Genomic DNA, 19,082 nt, shown 5'->3' with positions numbered 1-19,082 from the left:
GATCGTTGTCGGGGTGGTGGCGGGTGACGGGTGGGACTGCCGGGCGGGGCCCGACGATTGGCGGCGGGAAGTCAGGCGCGTCCCGGCAACCGGCCGCGGGTCGTCAGGCGGTGGCGGGCACCGCGGCGCACTGCGCGGCGTGCATCGGCATGTCGGTCAGGCCCGGGTAGTAGACGTGCAGGCTGACGGCGGGTTCGAGGGAGCCGTTGACCACCTCGTGGATGTAGCCGGGGGCGAAGACGCGCTGCGAGCCGGCGTTCAGCGTCCGCATTCCGCGCTCCGTACGCTCGGTCAGTTCGCCGTCCAGGACGGTCAGTACGCCGGAGGACGGGCCGTGGTCGTGCAGGCCGCTGCCCTGGCCGGGGATCCAGCTGAGCAGCCAGACCTCGTAGCCGGGTCCGGTGCGGAGCCGGTGGTACCAGCGGGTGGTGGTGTCGTACCGGACGAGCGGGGCCCACTGGGAGCGGTCGGCGGCGATGGTGCGGGCGAGCCCGACGAATTCCGCCACTGTGGCGGGGTGTTCGCGGGCGGGACGCAGGAGGTGCTGGACCTCAAGGAGGTCTCCGGCGATCTGGAGGTCGCTGTCGCTGTTCATGGGTGCGGTGGTTCCTCGGCAGGGGTGCAAGTCGTGCAGTGCGGATGCAGGGGTGTCGCAGGACCTGAGGGACCGGGTGACCGCAGAGGCGGGAAGCCGCGTGGGGGAGGGTCCGGGGGTCCGGGATGAGCTGTGTCGGGCTGGAGCGCGGGGGCTTCAACAGCTGAGACAGCTGGAACAGCAACAGCGGGCCTGAACAGCGCTGCGGAACCCACGGACGTGGGTGATGCGCATGGCTGAGGTCGCTGGCATGACATCAAGGAGAACCGGAGAACCTCCGAATGTCAACCCAATGCCCGATTTGGGGGTAATGTTTCACCTCATCCGGTTACTCCATGCGGAGAAAGGTTTATGCAGCCCCCGCGCCGGAGAGGTGGCGCAACAACCGCTGTGGCAAACGCAGTCGCGCCCCTGTGACCCGACTGTGATCTTGATCGCTTCGGTGATCGCATCGCAACGTGTCCGCCCTTCCGGGGGTTCTTCCCTGTGGCAGGTGAAGCCGCCGCCGAGACCGTGGCATATGTCAGGTTTTTGGTGATTTGCACACTTTACGCATACGCTTGGTTCCGCAGAGTGAATCCCGGGCCTAATAGCAGATCTGAGCTTGACTGGCCCGGAGTTACACACTTGTAATTTCACTCGTGTCGTTCGGCCGATTCGATAACGGCCGCATCACGGGGACGCAAGAGACAGACGAGGGGCGCACATGACCGAGCTGTTCCAGCAACTGCTGGTCGAGGACGCGGACGAGGAACTCGGCTGGCAGGAGCGCGCACTGTGCGCCCAGACCGATCCCGAGTCCTTCTTCCCCGAGAAGGGCGGATCGACCCGCGAGGCCAAGAAGGTCTGCCTCGCCTGTGAAGTCCGGTCCGAATGCCTTGAGTACGCCCTTTCCAAGGACGAGCGATTCGGTATCTGGGGCGGTCTTTCCGAGCGTGAGCGACGGCGCCTGAAGAAGGCCGCGGTCTGACCCGGCCGCTCCGAGACGCCCCGGGCGCAAGAAGCCGAACCCCGAGGGCGTGCCGCTCCCCGGACCGGCTGTCCATGGCCCGCCGCCTGCACCCTGCCCGCAGGCGGCGGGCCATCGCCGTACCTCCGGCACTGCGGCGGAGGTACCCCCGGACCCGCTTCCGGCCCCTTCCGCCACCGTGCCGGACCTGGGCACCGACCGCCCTCCACCGCTGTGCCGCCGCCCTCGTTCAACCGCTCCGCGCCACCCCGGTTATCCGTACCGTTAGTGTGGGGCCCCGTCCGAGACGCGCCAACGACCCGACAGGGCGCGCGTGTACACCGATGCAGCCCCCGGGGGACGTCCCCCGGACCCGGCCGGAGGGCCCGTACCTCGATGTCCGTGCACAGCCAAGCAACGGCGCCGTACGCGGCTGCCGCCGCCCCAGAGTTCCCCCGGCACGTCGTCACCGCCGTGCTCGTCTCCCACGACGGCGCACGCTGGCTGCCCGACGCGCTCGCCGGGCTGCTCGGGCAGGAACGCCCCGTACAGAACGTCGTCGCCGCCGACACCGGCAGCGCCGACGACTCCGCGCGACTGGTCACCGAGGCGCTCGGCGCCGACCGCGTCCTGCACCTCGCGCGGCGTACGAGCTTCGGCACCGCCGTCGACGAGGCGAGCCGCACCGCCGGCGTCCTCACCCCGGACGACCTGCCGTACCTGAAGCGTCCGAGCGGCTGGGACCCCGTCACCAGGTCCTGGCGCGACGACGCCTACGACCTGCCGGAGCTGCCGCACGGCGAACCGGTGCAGTGGCTCTGGCTGCTCCACGACGACTGCGCCCCCGAACCCGACGCCCTCGCCGAGATGCTGCGCGTCGTCGACAACGACCAGCACGCCGCGATCGTCGGCCCCAAGCTCCGCGGCTGGTACGACCGCCGCCAACTCCTCGAAGTCGGCGTCTCGATCGCCAACAGCGGGCGCCGCTGGACCGGCCTCGACCGGCGCGAGCAGGACCAGGGCCAGCACGACCAGGTCCGCACCGTCCTGTCCGTCTCCACCGCGGGCATGCTGATCCGCCGGGACGTCTGGGAGGAGCTCGGCGGCTTCGACCGCAGGCTGCCCCTGATGCGTGACGACGTCGACCTGTGCTGGCGCGCCCACATGGCCGGACACCGGGTGCTGGTCGCCCCCGACGCCGTCCTGCGGCACGCCGAGGCGTCCGCCCGCGAACGCCGCCCCATCGACTGCGCGGGCCGCTCCGTCTCCAGCCCGCACCGTGTCGACAAGGCCGGCGCCGTCTACACCATGCTGGTCAACGCCCCCGGCAAACGGCTGCCCTGGGTGCTGCTCCGGCTCCTGCTCGGCACGCTGCTGCGTACGCTCGCCTACCTCGTCGGCAAGGTGCCGGGCCAGGCGCTCGACGAGGTCACCGGCCTCCTCGGCACCCTGCTGAGGCCCGGCCGCATCCTCGGCGCGCGGCGCAGCCGCGGCAAGGGGGTCGTCGACCCGGCCGAGTTGCGCGGACTCTTCCCCGCCCCCGGCGCCACCGTCCGTGCGACGGTCGAGCAGGTCGCCGGGAACTTCGGCGGCGGCGCGGAGGCCGAGTCCGGCGGCTCGCGGCACGGCGCCGTCGAGTCCGGTCCCGGCGGCGACGACGCCGACTTCCTGGAGATCGACCAGTTCGCCAAGCTGAAGCGCGTCGGGCGCAAGCCGGGCCCGGTGCTCTTCGCCGTCCTGCTCCTGGTCTCCCTCGTCGCCTGCCGCAGCCTCCTGGGCGGCGGCGCGCTGGCCGGCGGCGTCCTGCTGCCCGCGCCCGGTGACGTCTCCGACCTGTGGGGCCGCTACGCGGACGGCTGGCACACCGTCGGCACCGGCGGCACCCAGACCGCACCGCCCTACCTGGCCGTGATCTCCGCGCTGTCCGCGCTGTTCCTCGGCTCCACCGGCTTCGCGCTCACCCTGCTGCTGGTCTGCTCGGTCCCGCTCGCCGGACTCACCGCGTACTTCGTCTCCCGCCCGCTGCTCCCCTCGCGGCTGCTGCGGGCCTGGGCGAGCGTCGCGTACGCCTTCCTGCCCGCCGCGACCGGCGCCCTGGCGACCGGCCGCCTGGGCACCGCGGTCCTCGCCGTCCTGCTCCCGCTGATCGCCCGCGCGGCCGTGTCCGCACACGGCATGCGGGGCAGCGGCGACAGCCGCGGCAGCTGGCGCGCCACCTGGGCGTACACCCTGCTGCTCACGCCGGCGATGGCGTTCACCCCCATCGTGTGGCCGCTCGCCGTGGTCCTCGGCATCGGTGTGCTGGCGCTGCGCCGCAACGACATCACCGCCTACGGTCTCCGCTTCCTCGCCGCGGTCGGCACCCCGCTGCTGGTTCTCGCGCCCTGGTCGCTCTCGCTCCTGTCCAGCCCCTCCTCCTTCCTGAAGGAAGCGGGACTGGAGACCGGTTCGGGCTCGGCCTCCGCACTGGACCTGCTCGGGATCAGCCCCGGCGGGCCCAAGGCGGCCGGCGGCGTCCTGCTCCTCGGCATCGTGCTCGCGGCACTGGCCGCGCTGCTGCGCGGGGAGCGGCAGTTCGCCGTACGGAGCGCCTGGGCCGTCGCTCTGGTGGCCCTGGCCTTCGCCGGGCTGGCCAACGGCTCGGGCTGGGCGGGGCCCGCCACGCTCGTCTACGGCGCCGCGCTCATCGCCGCCGCAGTGGTCGGCGCGGACGGTGCCCGGGTCCGGGTGGCCGAGCTCAGCTTCGGCTGGCGCCAGCCGGTCGCGGTCCTGATCGCGCTGGCGGCCGGGGTGGCCCCCGTGCTGGCCGCCGCCGGCTGGATGATCGGCGGCGCCGCGGGGCCCCTGGAGCGCCGCGACCCGGTGCAGGTGCCCGCGTTCGTCGCCGAGGAGAGCAGCAACCGGGACCAGTCGCGCACCCTGGTGCTCGGCGGCACCTCGCCCACCTCCGTCTCGTACACCCTGGTCCGCGGCTCCGGCGCACGGCTTGGTGATGCCGAACTGGCCGCGGCCGGCGGCGGCAACAGCCAGCTCGACAAGGTCGTCGCCAATCTGGTCGCGGGCTCCGGCGCCGACCAGGGCACCCAGCTCAGCGGCTTCGCGATCCGTTACGTGCTCGTGCGGGACGGGGCGCCGAAGCAGATGAGCCGGGTCCTCGACGCGACCCCCGGTCTCCGCCGCCTCAGCCAGCTGGACGGCAGCGCGCTCTGGTGGGTGGACCGCCAGGTCGCCCGGATCATGATCGTCCCGTCGGCCGCCGGTGACGAACCGCTCCCGGTGGGTTCCCAGTCCGTCGAGGCGCACACCAAGATCCCGCCGGGCAAGGCGGGCCGTGTGCTGCGGATCGCCGACGCCGCCGACCCCGGATGGCAGGCCACGCTCGACGGACGGGCACTGACCCGCAAGACCGTCGACGGCTGGGCGCAGGGCTTCGAGCTCCCCACCGAGGGCGGCACCCTGGACCTCACGTACGAGGCGCCCTTCACGCACTCCGTGTGGATCTGGGTCCAGGGCGCGCTCACCGTGGTCCTGCTGGTGCTGGCCCTGCCGGGCCGCCGGCGGGAGATCGACGACGACCTGCCCGAGGAGGATGTGGCGGTCCCCGCCGAGCCGGTCGCCGGCGAGGGGCGCCGGGCCCGCAGGCTGCGTGCGGCCGCGCTGGCGGAGGGCGAGGGCGACGACGGCGAGGCCTTCGACGCAGGCGCGTCCGCCGAAGCGGGGGAGCGGGCGGAGCACATCCCCGCCCAGCAGAGCGGTCCGCAGGCCACAGCGTCGGAGCCGCCCGGCGCCGACGACGGCCAGGGCGTCTTCGTCCCCCAGCAGGCCGACGGCGACACCGGCGAGTACGCGGCGGTGCCCGAGCAGCAGTACGGGGACTGGGACGCCCAGCAGTACCAGGGCGCCGGCTACCCGCAGTACCAGGAGGGCCAGTACCAGGAGGGCCAGTACGGCGCCGCGCCGCAGCAGCAGCCCGACGGGGCCGCCGGCTACGACCCGTACGGCTATCAGCAGCCGCAGGGCGAGTACGCCCCGTACACCCAGGGCCAGTACCCCAACGCCCAGCAGGACAACAGCGGGGCGTACGACCCCAACGCCCAGTACGGCAACGCCCCGTACGAACCCGGCCAGTACGACACCACCGGCCAGTACGGCGCGGACCAGTACGGCACCCAGGCGTACGGCGACCAGGGCGCGTACGACCCGCAGAACCCCGACGAGAACCCCGACGGGAACCCCGCCCCGGGCCAGAACCCGTGGCCGACCGGTAACGCATCGCGAGGCGAGTCCGAGTGAAGTCCACCAGCCTGTCCCTCATCGCCGGGGCCGTCGCCCTCGCAGCCGTCACCGGATTCGCCGCGGTCACCGCGCCGGACGACGGGGGCACGACGACGGCGAAGCCGGCCGTACGGCTGCCCGTGGAGCGCTCCAGCCTGCTCTGCCCGGCCCCCGGCCTGTCCGACCTCGCGGAGACGCAGTACACCTCCTTCACCCCGGCCGCGAAGAGCGGTGCCGCGGCGGAACCGGCCGGTACGGCCGAACTCCTGTCGTCCACGGCCGCGAAGGACGACGAGAAGGACTCCGGGAAGAGCAAGAACAAGAAGACCAAGAAGGCGGACCCGGACAAGCCGGTCGTTCTCCTCAAGGAGTCCGGCAAGCCGGCCACCGCCGAGGTGTCCGGCGCGGAGGCCCCCGCACTCGTCGGCACCGCCACCGGCCGGCTGGCCCCCGGCTGGACCGCCCAGCAGACCACCACCGTCGAGGCGGGCGACTCCCGAGGCCTGCTCGGGGTCAGCTGTACCGCACCCGACACCGACTTCTGGTTCCCGGCCGCGAGCACGGCGAAGTCCCGCGAGGACTACGTCCACCTCACCAATCCGGACGACACCGCCGCCCTCGCCGACATCGAGCTGTACGGCCCCGACGGCACGCTCAAGTCCGACGTGGGCGAAGGCATCACGGTGCCCGCCCGGTCCGGTGTCCGCGTCCTCATCTCGACGCTGACCAGCAAGGCCGCAGACGACGTGACCGTCCACGTCACCGCCAGGACCGGCCGCGTCGGCGCGGTCGTGAGGTCCGCGGACAGCAAGACCGGCAGCGACTGGCTCGCCGCCTCCACCGAGCCGGCGGGCACCCTCGTCCTGCCCGGCATCCCGGCGGACGCGACCTCGGTGCGGCTCGTGGCCTTCGCCCCCGGCGAGGACGACGCCGACCTCAAGATCATGCTGCTCGGCAAGACGGGTGCGATCTCACCGGCGGGCCACGAGGAACTTCACGTCAAGTCGCAGATGACCGCCGGAGTCGACCTGAAGGACCTGACCAGGGGCGAGGCGGGCTCCCTGGTCCTGAGCCCCGCCGAGGACGGCAAGGCCACCCCGGTGGTGGCCGCACTGCGGGTGGTCCGTGGCAAGGGCGACAACCAGGAGGTCGGCTACATTCCGGCGACCGGCCCGGTGGGCGCGCAGGCGACCGCCGCCGACAACCGGGCGAAGGGTTCGGTCCTCTCACTCACCGCCCCCGGCGCCGCCGGCACCGTGAAGGTCACGGCGTCCGCGGGCAGCAAGGGCGGCACACCGGTCAGCAAGACGTACGAGGTCGCCGCCGGTACGACCGTCGCGGTCACCCCGCCCGTACCGGCAGGACTCAAGGGCACGTACGCGCTGACCGTCGAGACGCAGTCGGGCGGCCCGGTCCACGCCGCCCGCACGCTCACGGTCCCGATGGACGGCATCCCGATGTTCACGGTGCAGACGCTGCCGGACGACCGGGGAACGGTCGAGGTACCGGCCGCCCAACAGGACCTGTCGGTCCTGGACGACTGAGGGGCCGCGACGAGCGAACTGCGTGGGGCGGGCCGCGAAACCGGGCCGCCCCCGCCGTTATGCGGGGGCTACTCCTGCCCGTACCGCGGATCGACCGACTCCGGCGAGAGCCCGAGCAGCTCAGCGACCTGCTCGACCACGACCTCGTGCACCAGCAGCGCACGCTCGTCACGATTCTTGGTACGGATCTCGACGGGGCGCCGGTAGATGACGATCTGCGCGGGCCGCTCCTTCTCGGCGGACAGCGCGCTCCCCAGCGGAACGGTCTCCTCCACGGTCCCCGGTACGTCGAGGACCACGAAGTCGACCTCGGCCAGCTGCGGCCAGCGCCGCTCCAGCCGCTCCACCGAGTCCTGCACCAGATCGCGGAAGCTGTCCGCTCTGCTGGCCGACAGAGGCACCTGGGGAGGGGCGACGGGGCCACGCATGCCGCGGCCGTGCCGGTCTCGGCGTCGCGGTCGGGGCTCGGACGGGTGGGGCGGTACGGGACTGTCCATCACTGACGCAGCGTAACCCTCCGCCGGGTGAGGGGCCTGTGACTGTCCGGGAGGGAGCCGGCCTGTCCGTTACTGAAGGCCGCCCTGTCCGTTGCTGAACGATCCGGCCAAGGGATGACCCGTTTCAGGCCCCGCTCCTGATCGCTGTTTTCCTGTCGCGTGACAGCTTTTGTGCCGGGTGATGACCGGAATCGTCGCGGTCAGGACCTGCGCCCCTCTCCTCCCGTGCAGGTCAGGCGAGTTGCCCGGCAAGAGCCTGTGCCCGAGCTCACAGGGCGACACGGTGGGGTGAGCCGGGGGAGAGTCGTCGCAGCCCGCTCAAGAGTGCGGTACCGTCCAACATCGTGAGCCCTGTACGTCGATGTTCGCGCACTGCGTGCGGCCGCCCTGCCGTCGCGACACTGACGTACGTCTATGCCGACTCGACTGCGGTCCTCGGCCCGCTCGCCACCTATGCCGAGCCCCATTGCTACGACCTCTGTGCCGAGCACAGTGAGCGCCTGACCGCGCCCCGCGGCTGGGAGGTCGTGCGGCTCTCCGACCCTTCCGCCCCCACCCGGCCCAGCGGTGACGATCTCGAAGCGCTGGCCAACGCCGTACGGGAAGCAGCGCGTCCGCAGGACCGCGGCGACGGTCCCAGGGGCGGCGGTCCGCGCACCGCGGATCCGATGGAGGTCGGCCGCAGGGGCCACCTCCGCGTGCTGCGCTCGCCCGACTCCTGAGCCGGGACCGCCTCCCCGGAGCATGAGGCGTTCTCGGGCGCCGGGTAGTTTGGCGGTCCGAAGAGACCTCAGGAGGCCCGGCCCGTGACCGCAGATCTGTCGCAGCTCGTGAAGGCGTACGACGTGCGCGGTGTCGTGCCCGACCAGTGGGACGAGGCGCTGGCCGAGCTGTTCGGGGCGGCGTTCGTCGAGGTGACGTCCGCGGACGCGATCGTGATCGGTCACGACATGCGTCCGACGTCACCCACCCTGTCGGGAGCCTTCGCCCGGGGTGCGGCGGCCCGCGGAGCCGACGTCACCCTGATCGGTCTCTGTTCGACCGACCAGCTGTACTACGCGTCGGGGTCACTGGACCTGCCGGGCGCGATGTTCACGGCGTCGCACAATCCGGCGCAGTACAACGGCATCAAGATGTGCCGGGCCGGCGCGGCCCCGGTGGGTCAGGACACCGGCCTCGCCGAGATCCGCACCCTGGTCGAGAAGTGGTCGGAGACCGGCGCACCGCAGCCGGCCGCCACCCCCGGCACGGTCACCGAACGCGACACGCTCAGCGACTACGCCGCCCACCTGCTGTCCCTGGTCGACCTGTCGACGATCCGCCCCCTGAAGGTGGTCGTGGACGCGGGCAACGGCATGGGCGGTCACACGGTCCCGACGGTCTTCGCGGGCCTGCCGCTGGAACTCGTACCGATGTACTTCGAGCTGGACGGCAGGTTCCCGAACCACGAGGCCAATCCGCTCGACCCGAAGAACATCGTCGACCTCCAGGCCAGGGTCGTGGCCGAGGGCGCCGATCTCGGTCTGGCCTTCGACGGCGACGCGGACCGCTGCTTCGTCGTGGACGAGCGGGGCGCCGGCGTCTCCCCGTCGGCGATCACCGCCCTGGTCGCGGCCCGGGAACTGGCCCGCAACGGTGGCCGGGGCACGGTCATCCACAACCTGATCTCCTCCCTCTCGGTCCCGGAGGTCGTACGCGAACACGGCGGCACCCCGGTCCGTACGCGGGTCGGTCATTCCTTCATCAAGGCGGAGATGGCCGCACACGGCGCGATCTTCGGCGGCGAGCACTCCGCCCACTACTACTTCCGCGACTTCTGGAACGCCGATACGGGCATGCTCGCCGCCCTCCATGTCCTGGCCGCCCTCGGAGGCCAGGAGGAACCCCTCTCGGCCCTGGTGGCCCAGTACGACCGATACACCGACTCGGGCGAGATCAACTCCACGGTCGACGACCAGCAGGCCCGCACCGCAGACGTACGGGCAGCGTTCGCCGCCCGCGAGAACGTGACCACCGACGACCTGGACGGCCTCACGGTCACGTCCCCGGACTGGTGGTTCAACCTCCGCCCCTCCAACACGGAACCCTTGCTGCGCCTGAACGTCGAGGCCGGCGACGACAAGACGATGACGGCGGTACGCGACGAGGTCCTGGCCCTGATCCGCCGCACACCGACCGCCTGATCCAGCGCCTCCGGGGCACAGCTGTGCCCTTCCGCCCTCCCGGCCGTTCCGCGGCTCTGCGGTCCACCTTTTCTGCGCTCGGCAGCTCTGTGCTGTTATGCGGCTCTGCGCTGCGCTGTCCGGTGCTCAGGGCCGCCTGCGTTGCGTGGTCCGGTACTCAGGGCCGCCTGTGCTGCGCTGTCCGGTGCTCAGGGTCGGGCTGCGCTCCGCGGCCCCTGCGCTCCACCACGCTGCGCTCCGCGGCCCTTGCGCTCCACCACGCTGCGCTCCGCGGCCTTGCGCTCTACCACGCCTGCGCTCCGCGGCCTTGCGCTCCACTTCCTCTGGTCCCTCGGCAGTTCTGGCCGCTCGGCCGCTCGGCCGGTCTGCTGCCTCTGGCCGCTCGGCCGCTCGGCTGCTCGGCCGGGCTGCCGCCTCTGGTCCTCCGGCCCTCTGAACCATTCCACCCCCGGGCCTCTCCGGCCCCTCTAGCCTTCATGCCCTACCAGCCCCTCCGCCCCCCTCAAGCCCCTCCGGCGTTTGAGGAGCGAGGTCCGGGGCGGAGCCCCGGTTACGGGAAGGGGCGGGTAGGGGAAGGCCCGCCGCAGGCGCACCCCACCCGACCCCACCCACCCGACACACCGCACCGCGACTTCCGCCGCCCCCGCCACCCGCACCGCCCACCCGGCCGGGCCAGGCCGCGCCCCCGCCACCCCAGCGGTAGGCTGACCTCGCCCGATCCACGAGGCACGAGGCACGAAGCGCAAGTCACGAAGCGCGAAGCACGAACAAGATCAACTGCAAAGCCGGAACACGCACCACTCACACCGCACCCGCCCGCCTGCCCTCCCGAAGGGACCCATTCCATGCCGCTCGAAGCCGGCCTCCTGGAGATCCTGGCCTGCCCGGCCTGTCACTCCCCCCTCGACGACCGGTCGGCGGCCGACAGCCCCGAACTGGTCTGCACCGGCACGGACTGCGGCCTGGCCTACCCCGTACGGGACGGCATCCCCGTCCTCCTCGTCGACGAGGCCCGCCGCCCCGCGTAAACCCGGCCCCACCCCGCACGGTGATCGGCACGTGATCGGAGGACCGTCCCCATGCTCGACGAGTCGTTGCTCGACGCCCCGGAAGCCCTGGCCCGAGCCGACCGCCGCGGTCTGCTCCGCAGCGCCGCCGAGGCCGGGGCCCGGGTCCGTACCGCCGCCCGCCACGCGACGGAGGCCGGGATCACCGAGCTGAACCCGGAGGGCCGCCCGCGCGCCGTTCTGGTCGCAGGCTCCGGCACCGCCGCATCCGGCGTCGCCGACCTGATCGCGGCCCTGGCCGGGGCCTCCGCCCCGGTCACGCGTATCCACCCGACCGGCGTCGCCCCCGCCGCAGGCGCGATGCGATGGACGCTGCCCGGCTGGGCCGGCTCCGTCGACCTGCTCCTCATCGTCACGGCGGACGGGTCCGAACCGGGCCTCGCCCTCCTCGCCGAGCAGGCGTACCGCCGCGGCTGCACCGTCGTGGCCGTCGCCCCCCGGCAGTCCCCGCTGCGCGAGGCGGTCGACGGCGTGCACGGCCTCGTCGTGCCGATGGCCTCCGCCCCGCACGGCGAGTACGACGCGGAGACGTCGGCGGCGGGCCCGGGCACACTCTGGGCCCTGTTCACCCCGCTGCTCGCCCTGCTCGACAGGGTCGGCCTGGTCACCGCGCCCCCGGAGACGCTGCAGAGCGTCGCGGACCGCCTGGACCGCACGGCAGAGCGCTGCGGACCCGCCATCGCCACGTACAGCAATCCGGCCAAGACGCTGGCCGCCGAACTCGCGGACACCCTGCCTCTCGTCTGGACGGAGGGTGACGCCGCGGGCCCGGTCGGGCGCAGGTTCGCCGCAGTCCTGGCCGAGCTCTCCGGCCGTCCGGCACTCGCGGCCGAACTTCCGGAAGCGCTCCCCGCCCACGGTGCCCTGCTGGCCGGGGCCTTTGCCGCCGGGGCCGACCCCGACGACTTCTTCCGCGACCGGGTCGAGGAGTCCGAACCCCTCCACGCCCGGGTCGTCCTGCTCCGCGACCGGCCCACCGGCGGCCTGAGCGCAGCTCCCGCGGCCCGCGAGCTGGCCCTGGGCCACGACACGGCGATCAGCGAGCTGGAACCGGAGGAGGGCAGCAGGCTCGAAGCCCTCGCCGAACTCCTCGCGGTCACCGACTTCGCCGCCGTCTACCTGGCCCTGGCCTCGTCAGCCCGCGCCTGACCCCTGCGACGCGGCCCGGCGCAGCCCCCGCGACCAGCCCACACAGACCGCGAAGACTCACGCACCACCCCCCCCGCACCACCCAGAACACGCATCTCGCACCGCACGCATCTCACACAGCCCGAGGACGAATTCCATGGACCGGCTCTCCAACACCGTGCGCCCGTACGCCTGGGGCTCCACCACTCTCATCCCGACCCTGCTCGGCGTCGCCCCCACCGGCGAGCCGCAGGCGGAGATGTGGATGGGCGCCCATCCCGGAGCCCCTTCCCGGATAACCCGCACCGATGCCGCCGCCGAGGTCCCGAACGCCCCCGCGGCGGCACTCGTCGAACAAGCCCTCACCGAAGTCATCGCCGCCGACCCGGCCCGCGAACTCGGCCCGGCCACCGTCGAGAAGTTCGGCCCCCGCCTCCCCTTCCTCCTCAAGCTCCTCGCGGCCGGGGCACCGCTCTCCCTCCAGGTCCACCCGGACCTCGCCCAGGCCCGGCAGGGCTACGCGGACGAGGAGCGCCGGTCCGTGCCGATCGACGCCACCCACCGCACGTACAAGGACGCCAACCACAAGCCCGAGCTGATCTGCGCGCTCACCCCCTTCGACGGCCTGTGCGGCTTCCGCCGGCCCGTCGAGGCGGCCGAGGCGATGGAGGGGCTGGGCGTCGACTCCCTCAAGCCGTACGCAGACCTGCTGCGCGCCCGCCCGGAAGAGGCCGCCCTGCGCGAGGTCCTCACCGCGATCCTCACCGCGGACCCGGATGGGATGGCGGAGACGGTCGCGGCCGCGGCGGCCGCCGCCGAACGGATCGGCGGCTCCTACGCCCCGTACGCCCGCATCGCCCACCACTTCCCCGGTGACGCCGGGGTCATCGCGGCCATGCTGCTGAACTATGTACAACTCCAGCCCGGAGAGGCCCTGTTCCTGGGCGCCGGTGTTCCGCACGCCTACCTCGACGGACTGGGCGTCGAAATCATGGCGAACTCGGACAACGTGCTGCGTTGCGGACTGACTCCGAAGCACATCGACGTGCCCGAACTCCTGCGCGTCGTCCGCTTCGAGGCGACCGAACCGGGGGTCCTGCGCCCCGAGGCTTCTCCGTCCGGCGAGGAGTTGTACGAGACGCCGGTCGACGAGTTCCGGCTCTCCCGCTTCGACCTCTCGCCAGGCGCCGCCCCGGTCGACCTGACCGCGGCCACGCCCCAGATCCTGCTCTGCACGGCAGGCGCGCCGAAGGCCGGCGAGTTCGGCCTCGTGCCGGGCGAATCGGTCTTCGTGCCGGCCGGCGAGAGGGCCGAAGTGTCCGGTTCGGGCACCTTGTTCCGTGCCACTGTGGTGGCCTGACGTACCGTCCGCACCAGCGACTGCAACAATGTCCGGCCGTACCGCGGCCGCCGGAGCCGCAGCACCGAAGAAGGGACACCAGGCACCCATGAGTGCGTCAGGCGGAACCAAGGCGATCGTGGCGGCACTCGCCGCCAACCTCGCGATCGCAGTGGCCAAATTCGTGGCGTTCCTGTTCAGTGGCTCGTCGTCGATGCTCGCGGAGAGCGTCCACTCGTTGGCCGACTCGGGCAACCAGGGGCTGTTGCTGCTCGGCGGCAAGAAGGCCAAGCGCGAGGCCACCCCCCAGCACCCCTTCGGGTACGGGCGCGAGCGCTACATCTACGCCTTCCTCGTCTCCATCGTCCTGTTCTCGGTCGGTGGCATGTTCGCGGTGTACGAGGGCTACGAGAAGATCAAGCACCCGCACGCGATCGAGGCCTGGTACTGGCCGGTCGGCGTCCTCGTCTTCGCGATCATCGCCGAGAGCTTCTCCTTCCGTACGGCGATCAGGGAGTCCAACGAGACCCGCGGCTCGCTCTCCTGGACCCAGTTCGTCCGCCGCGCGAAGGCGCCGGAACTGCCTGTCGTGCTGCTCGAGGACCTGGGCGCGCTCATCGGCCTCGTCCTCGCGCTCGCCGGCGTCGGCCTGGCCCTCGGCACCGGCAACGGTGTGTGGGACGGCATCGGCACCCTCTGCATCGGCATCCTGCTGATCGTCATCGCGATCGTCCTGGCAGCCGAGACCAAGTCCCTGCTGCTCGGCGAGGCCGCCGGCGCCGACCAGGTCGAGAAGATCAAGGCAGCGGTCGTCGACGGTGAAACCGTCACCGGCGTCATCCATATGCGTACGCTCCACCTCGGCCCGGAGGAGCTGCTGGTAGCCGCCAAGATCGCGGTCCAGCACGACGACACGGCCACCGAGGTCGCCAACGCCATCAACGCCGCAGAGTCCCGCATCCGCGAGGCGGTCCCGATCGCCCGGGTCATCTACTTGGAGCCGGACATCTACAACGCGGCAGCGGCCGCGGCCGGCGTCAACCCGGCCAAGCAGCTGGGCGGAGCACCGGCCGAACCGACGGCCGACGCCACCCCCGGCGACACCCCCGACACCCCGGCCGACCCCACGGAATCCGGCCACTGACCGCACCCGACAGGCCTCTGTGGCCGCTGCCGGCCCTGGTGGGCTGGGAGCGGCTGGGCCGTTCGGTGTAGATTCGACGACAGTGTCAGACGTCGCTGCTGATGGCGGTCGATCGGTCCGTACGCCGGACCGGCCGAGGGAGAGAGGGCCTCCGACGGACTGCGCTGCGAGCCGCCCGGGCATTCGTGTGCCCACCGCGTGCCGCAGAGCCGCCCTACCCACCCTCGACCCATCACGAGGAGCAGCCCGTTATGACGACGGTCGCCAATCGACAGGACTTCAAGGTCGCCGACCTCTCCCTCGCAGCCTTCGGCCGCAAGGAGATCACCCTCGCCGAGCACGAGATGCCCGGCCTGATGTCGATCCGCAAGGAGTACGCCGCCACGCAGCCGCTGGCCGGCGCCCGCATCACCGGCTCGCTGCACATGACCGTGCAGACGGCCGTGCTGATCGAGACCCTGGTCGCCCTCGGCGCCGAGGTCCGCTGGGCCTCCTGCAACATCTTCTCCACCCAGGACCACGCCGCAGCGGCCATCGCGGTCGGCCCCGCCGGAACCCCGGAGGCCCCCGCGGGCGTCCCCGTCTTCGCCTGGAAGGGCGAGACGCTGGAGGAGTACTGGTGGTGCACGGAGCAGGCTCTGACCTGGCCGAACACCCCCACCGGTGGTCCGAACATGATTCTCGACGACGGTGGCGACGCCACTCTCCTCGTTCACAAGGGCGTGGAGTTCGAGAAGGCGGGCGCGGCTCCGGATCCGTCGACGGCGGACAGCGAGGAGTACGCGTACATCCTCACCCTGCTGAACCGCACCCTCGGTGAGTCCCCGCAGAAGTGGACGCAGCTGGCCTCGGAGATCCGTGGTGTCACGGAGGAGACCACGACCGGTGTGCACCGGCTTTACGAGATGCACCGCGACGGCACCCTCCTGTTCCCGGCGATCAACGTCAACGACGCGGTCACCAAGTCGAAGTTCGACAACAAGTACGGCTGCCGCCACTCGCTGATCGACGGCATCAACCGTGCCACCGACGTCCTGATCGGCGGCAAGACCGCCGTCGTCTGCGGCTACGGCGACGTGGGCAAGGGCTGCGCGGAGTCGCTGCGCGGTCAGGGCGCACGGGTGATCATCACGGAGATCGACCCGATCTGCGCGCTGCAGGCGGCGATGGACGGATACCAGGTCGCCACCCTCGACGACGTCGTCGAGCAGGCCGACATCTTCGTCACCACGACGGGCAACAAGGACATCATCATGGCCGCCGACATGGCCAGGATGAAGCACCAGGCGATCGTCGGGAACATCGGCCACTTCGACAACGAGATCGACATGGCCGGCCTGGCCAAGATCGACGGAATCGTCAAGGACGAGGTCAAGCCGCAGGTCCACACCTGGACATTCGCCGACGGCAAGGTCCTCATCGTGCTGTCCGAGGGCCGCCTGCTGAACCTGGGCAACGCGACGGGTCACCCGTCCTTCGTGATGTCCAACTCGTTCGCGGACCAGACCCTGGCCCAGATCGAGCTGTTCACGAAGCCGGAGGAGTACCCGACCGACGTCTACGTGCTGCCCAAGCACCTCGACGAGAAGGTCGCCCGCCTCCACCTCGACGCACTCGGCGTGAAGCTCACGACGCTCCGCCCCGAGCAGGCCGCCTACATCGGCGTCGAGGTCGACGGCCCGTACAAGTCCGACCACTACCGCTACTGAGCCCCGTCACCACTCGCGACGGTCCGCCGGTGACCGGTCACTCCACCACCGGTCAGTGACGACCGGCCACCGGCAGACCCCGCAGTGCCTGCGGACGCACACGCGTCAGCAGCTCCGGTGACTCAGCAGCAGCTACGAACGCAGGCCCCCGCACCCCCGTGTCGGGGGCCTGCGCCGTACCGCACCCGCACAGCCCGAGGAACCCGAAGGACCCCATGCCACGCGGCCGATATTCGCTCCACGATCTCCACGACCACACCCCCCTCGGTGAAGAACACTTCCACTGCGCACCAGGCCCGTCCGGCTGGCGCTACGTCTCCCAGACGACCGCCCCGTCCGGCGATCACCTCGGATCCGTGGACCTCACTCTCGACGAGCTCGGCCGCCCCATCCGTCTCGAACTCCATGCCGCGAGCTGGCAGGTCCGTGGCGCCGCCCTCGAAGGCGTCACCTGGGTACGCACCGACCCGACCGGCGCCCACGCCACCGAAGGCAATGTCCGCGCGCACGCCTTCAGCGGCACGTCCCCCGCATTCCTCATCGCCACCGCACGCCTGCTGCGCCTCACCCCCGCCTCCCCGCCGACCCGACTCCGTATCGTCACCTTCACGGACCCGGTGCTCGCCCCCCGTACCGTCGACCAGTCCTGGGCCCTGGTGAACAGTGAAGCGCACCCCACTGACAACGGCCTGCTGACCGTGGACGCGTACCAGGTCAGCGCCCTGGACACCGGTGAGCAGCACACCGTCCACATCGCCGGCGACGTGGTCCTCTCGGCCCCCGGTATCGAGCTCGAAGAGCTGGAGTCCCCGCCCTCGGACCGCTAGGCGGGCGGCGCGAATCCGGTAGTGGAGGGCCGCCCCGGATCCACCCCGGGAGCCGCTGCCGCACTGTCCGGCCCGGCAGCGGGGTGAGTCACGGGGGCCGCAGCGCGGTTGGAGCCCCACGGCACGTCCGCACCCGCACCGACCGTGCCGGATACGCCGGTGGCGTCCGCCGTCCAGGTCTGCGGCCTCGCAATGACAGGACCGCCGACAGTTCCAGGGGCTGCGGCGAACGGCAGGCGCGCATCCCGCGCCTGCCGTTCGTTCACCACGGCGGCCAGGAACGCTGCGGCGGGCACACCCGCCGGCGCCGGAACCCCGGTCCGCGCGGCGAGTTCACCGGCCAGCCGCTCCGCCATGACCCGTCCCACGGCGGCATCCAGCTGGTGCATCCGCGTCAGGTACTGCCGCACCGCAAGCCACAGATCGTCAGGGACCGCCGACAGATCCAGTCCGGCGAACCGTCCGACCAGCCAGGGCGGCGGAGGCGGCACGGCGGCCGCCCTGCCCGCGGGAACCCGCTCCCGTATGACGAGCGTCCCCGCGAAGACATCCCCGAGCCGCCGCCCGCGCGCCGAGACCAGCGACGCGACGGAGGCGACCACGCCAAGCGTCGCGAGGATCTCCACCACGCCCATCGCCCCGCGCACCAGCGCATGCCGGAACCGGATGGGACCCCCGTCGTCCCGCACCACCCGAAGCCCGCACGCGAGCTTCCCGAGCGAACGGCCGTGGCTGAACGTCTCCACCGCGATGGGCGCTCCCACCAGAACAAGCAGGAAGGTCGCGACGGTCACCGCGGCCACCGCTGCGTCGTCGAGCGTGGCCGTCGCGATGGCCACCCCGATCGACACCAGCACGAACACGGTCCCGACCGCCACCAGATCGATGACCAGAGCCAGTGCCCGGCTCGGCAATTTCGCCGTCCTCAACCCCAGCACGACCGCGTCCCCGGTCACGAGCTCACTCATCGCCGCCCACCCTTCGCCGACCATCCCTGCCCCTCGGGGCCACAGTCTGCCAAGCTGACCCGCAACGCGCCGCAGTTGTACGCACCCGTACACACCCATGCCAGGAGCAGCAGCCGCCCATGGACCTCGACGTCTTCGTCAACGCCCATCGCATCGAGTGGGACCGTCTGGACCACCTCCTGCACCGCGGGCGCAGGCTCACGGGCGCGGAAGCCGACGAGCTGGTCGACCTCTACCAGCGCACGGCGACCCATCTCTCCCTGATCCAGTCCAGCGCCCCCGACCCGCTGCTCACCGCGCGCCTCACACAGCTGGTGGCCCGCGCCCGCTCGACGGTGACCGGCACCCGCCGCGCCTCCTGGCGCGACGCCGCGCACTTCCTCACGGCGGGCTTTCCCGCGGCGGTCTACCGCTCCAGGTACTGGTGGATACCCACCGCCGTCCTCTCCGTGCTCCTGGCCGCGCTGATGGGCTGGTGGATCGGCACCCATCCGGAGGTTCAGTCGGCCATCGCCGCCCCGGAGGATCTCCGCCGCCTGACCAGCCCGGGAGGGGAGTACGAGACGTACTACTCCAGCCACCCGGCGGCCTCGTTCGCCGCCCAGGTCTGGACGAACAACGCTCAGGCCGCCGCCATGTGCCTGGTGCTGGGCGCGTTCCTCTGCGTCCCGGTGATCTGGATCCTCTTCGTCAACGTGCTCAACCTCGCGGTGGGCATCGGGCTGATGTCGTCGGCGGGCCGGCTCGACACCTTCCTCGGCCTGATCCTTCCGCACGGGCTGCTGGAGCTCACTGCGGTCTTCGTGGCGGCCGGCACAGGCCTCCGCCTGGGCTGGACGGTCATCGACCCAGGCCCG

At 71.9% G+C, this 19,082-nt stretch carries 15 protein-coding genes (1 of these 15 cut by a window edge); 12 read left to right on the top strand and 3 right to left on the bottom strand.

Annotated features, from left to right (window positions below; translation table 11 throughout):
- Positions 1–103: 103 nt before the first annotated feature.
- On the bottom strand, positions 104–595 hold the full coding sequence (locus tag SH922_RS15130; RefSeq protein WP_393058479.1) for a cysteine dioxygenase: 492 nt from the start codon (positions 593–595) through the stop codon (positions 104–106).
- A gap of 706 nt (positions 596–1,301) precedes the next feature.
- Here SH922_RS15130 and SH922_RS15125 point away from each other — a divergent pair.
- The 3 genes from SH922_RS15125 to SH922_RS15115 all read left to right on the top strand — a co-directional run bounded on the left by SH922_RS15125 (position 1,302) and on the right by SH922_RS15115 (position 7,363).
- Entirely contained in the window at positions 1,302–1,565 is a 264-nt protein-coding gene (locus tag SH922_RS15125; RefSeq protein WP_018103995.1) for a WhiB family transcriptional regulator, read from the top strand.
- 375 nt (positions 1,566–1,940) lie between these two features.
- Positions 1,941–5,837 carry a glycosyltransferase gene (locus tag SH922_RS15120; RefSeq protein ID WP_393058478.1) on the top strand — a complete coding sequence of 1,299 codons (3,897 nt, stop codon included), beginning with the start codon at positions 1,941–1,943 and terminating at the stop codon, positions 5,835–5,837.
- Positions 5,834–7,363 carry a DUF5719 family protein gene (locus SH922_RS15115; protein WP_393058477.1) on the top strand — a complete coding sequence of 510 codons (1,530 nt, stop codon included), beginning with the start codon at positions 5,834–5,836 and terminating at the stop codon, positions 7,361–7,363. The genes SH922_RS15120 and SH922_RS15115 overlap by 4 nt, the downstream gene beginning before the upstream one ends.
- Before the next feature lie 68 nt (positions 7,364–7,431).
- Here SH922_RS15115 and SH922_RS15110 read toward each other — a convergent pair whose 3' ends face one another.
- On the bottom strand, positions 7,432–7,860 hold the full coding sequence (locus SH922_RS15110; RefSeq protein ID WP_362553231.1) for a metallopeptidase family protein: 429 nt from the start codon (positions 7,858–7,860) through the stop codon (positions 7,432–7,434).
- A gap of 344 nt (positions 7,861–8,204) precedes the next feature.
- Between SH922_RS15110 and SH922_RS15105 the strand changes: the two genes are divergently transcribed.
- From SH922_RS15105 to SH922_RS15070, 8 genes are all read left to right on the top strand, one after another.
- Positions 8,205–8,582 carry a DUF3499 domain-containing protein gene (locus tag SH922_RS15105; RefSeq protein ID WP_393058476.1) on the top strand — a complete coding sequence of 126 codons (378 nt, stop codon included), beginning with the start codon at positions 8,205–8,207 and terminating at the stop codon, positions 8,580–8,582.
- An 84-nt stretch (positions 8,583–8,666) separates the two neighbouring features.
- On the top strand, positions 8,667–10,043 hold the full coding sequence (locus SH922_RS15100) for a phosphomannomutase/phosphoglucomutase (RefSeq protein ID WP_393058475.1): 1,377 nt from the start codon (positions 8,667–8,669) through the stop codon (positions 10,041–10,043).
- A gap of 845 nt (positions 10,044–10,888) precedes the next feature.
- On the top strand, positions 10,889–11,071 hold the full coding sequence (locus SH922_RS15095) for a Trm112 family protein (protein WP_030927015.1): 183 nt from the start codon (positions 10,889–10,891) through the stop codon (positions 11,069–11,071).
- 51 nt (positions 11,072–11,122) lie between these two features.
- The gene (locus SH922_RS15090) at positions 11,123–12,259 is read left to right on the top strand and encodes an SIS domain-containing protein (RefSeq protein ID WP_393058474.1); all 1,137 of its coding nucleotides are present in this window, start codon (positions 11,123–11,125) and stop codon (positions 12,257–12,259) included.
- 136 nt (positions 12,260–12,395) lie between these two features.
- A complete protein-coding gene (gene manA / locus SH922_RS15085; RefSeq protein ID WP_393058473.1) occupies positions 12,396–13,598 on the top strand; it encodes a mannose-6-phosphate isomerase, class I in 1,203 nt (400 codons plus the stop codon).
- An 88-nt stretch (positions 13,599–13,686) separates the two neighbouring features.
- Positions 13,687–14,721, top strand: a complete 1,035-nt coding sequence (locus SH922_RS15080) for a cation diffusion facilitator family transporter (RefSeq protein ID WP_393058472.1) — start codon at positions 13,687–13,689, stop codon at positions 14,719–14,721.
- Positions 14,722–14,972: 251 nt separating this feature from the next.
- Positions 14,973–16,430, top strand: coding sequence for an adenosylhomocysteinase (gene ahcY, locus SH922_RS15075; protein WP_393058471.1), 1,458 nt, complete (start codon positions 14,973–14,975; stop codon positions 16,428–16,430).
- Between the two features lie 215 nt (positions 16,431–16,645).
- Positions 16,646–17,257: a hypothetical protein gene (locus tag SH922_RS15070; RefSeq protein WP_393058470.1), complete on the top strand. Its 612-nt coding sequence runs from the start codon at positions 16,646–16,648 to the stop codon at positions 17,255–17,257.
- On the opposite strand, the gene SH922_RS15065 is transcribed toward SH922_RS15070, so the two are convergent.
- Complete coding sequence (locus SH922_RS15065; protein WP_393058469.1) at positions 17,254–18,225, bottom strand: RDD family protein; 972 nt, start codon at positions 18,223–18,225, stop codon at positions 17,254–17,256. The two genes, SH922_RS15070 and SH922_RS15065, sit on opposite strands and share 4 nt — an antisense overlap.
- A 119-nt stretch (positions 18,226–18,344) precedes the next feature.
- Here SH922_RS15065 and SH922_RS15060 point away from each other — a divergent pair, with 119 nt between their 5' ends.
- Positions 18,345–19,082 carry the 5' portion of a stage II sporulation protein M gene (locus SH922_RS15060; RefSeq protein ID WP_393058468.1) on the top strand. 270 nt of this gene lie beyond the right edge of the window, so only the first 738 of its 1,008 coding nucleotides appear in the window; it begins with the start codon at positions 18,345–18,347; the stop codon falls past the right edge of the window.

The organism is Streptomyces sp. LN549, from assembly GCF_043203805.1.
Lineage (GTDB): Bacteria > Actinomycetota > Actinomycetes > Streptomycetales > Streptomycetaceae > Streptomyces.
Note: the sequence above shows the minus strand (reverse complement) of the source record. Positions and strands in the feature narration are given on the sequence as shown.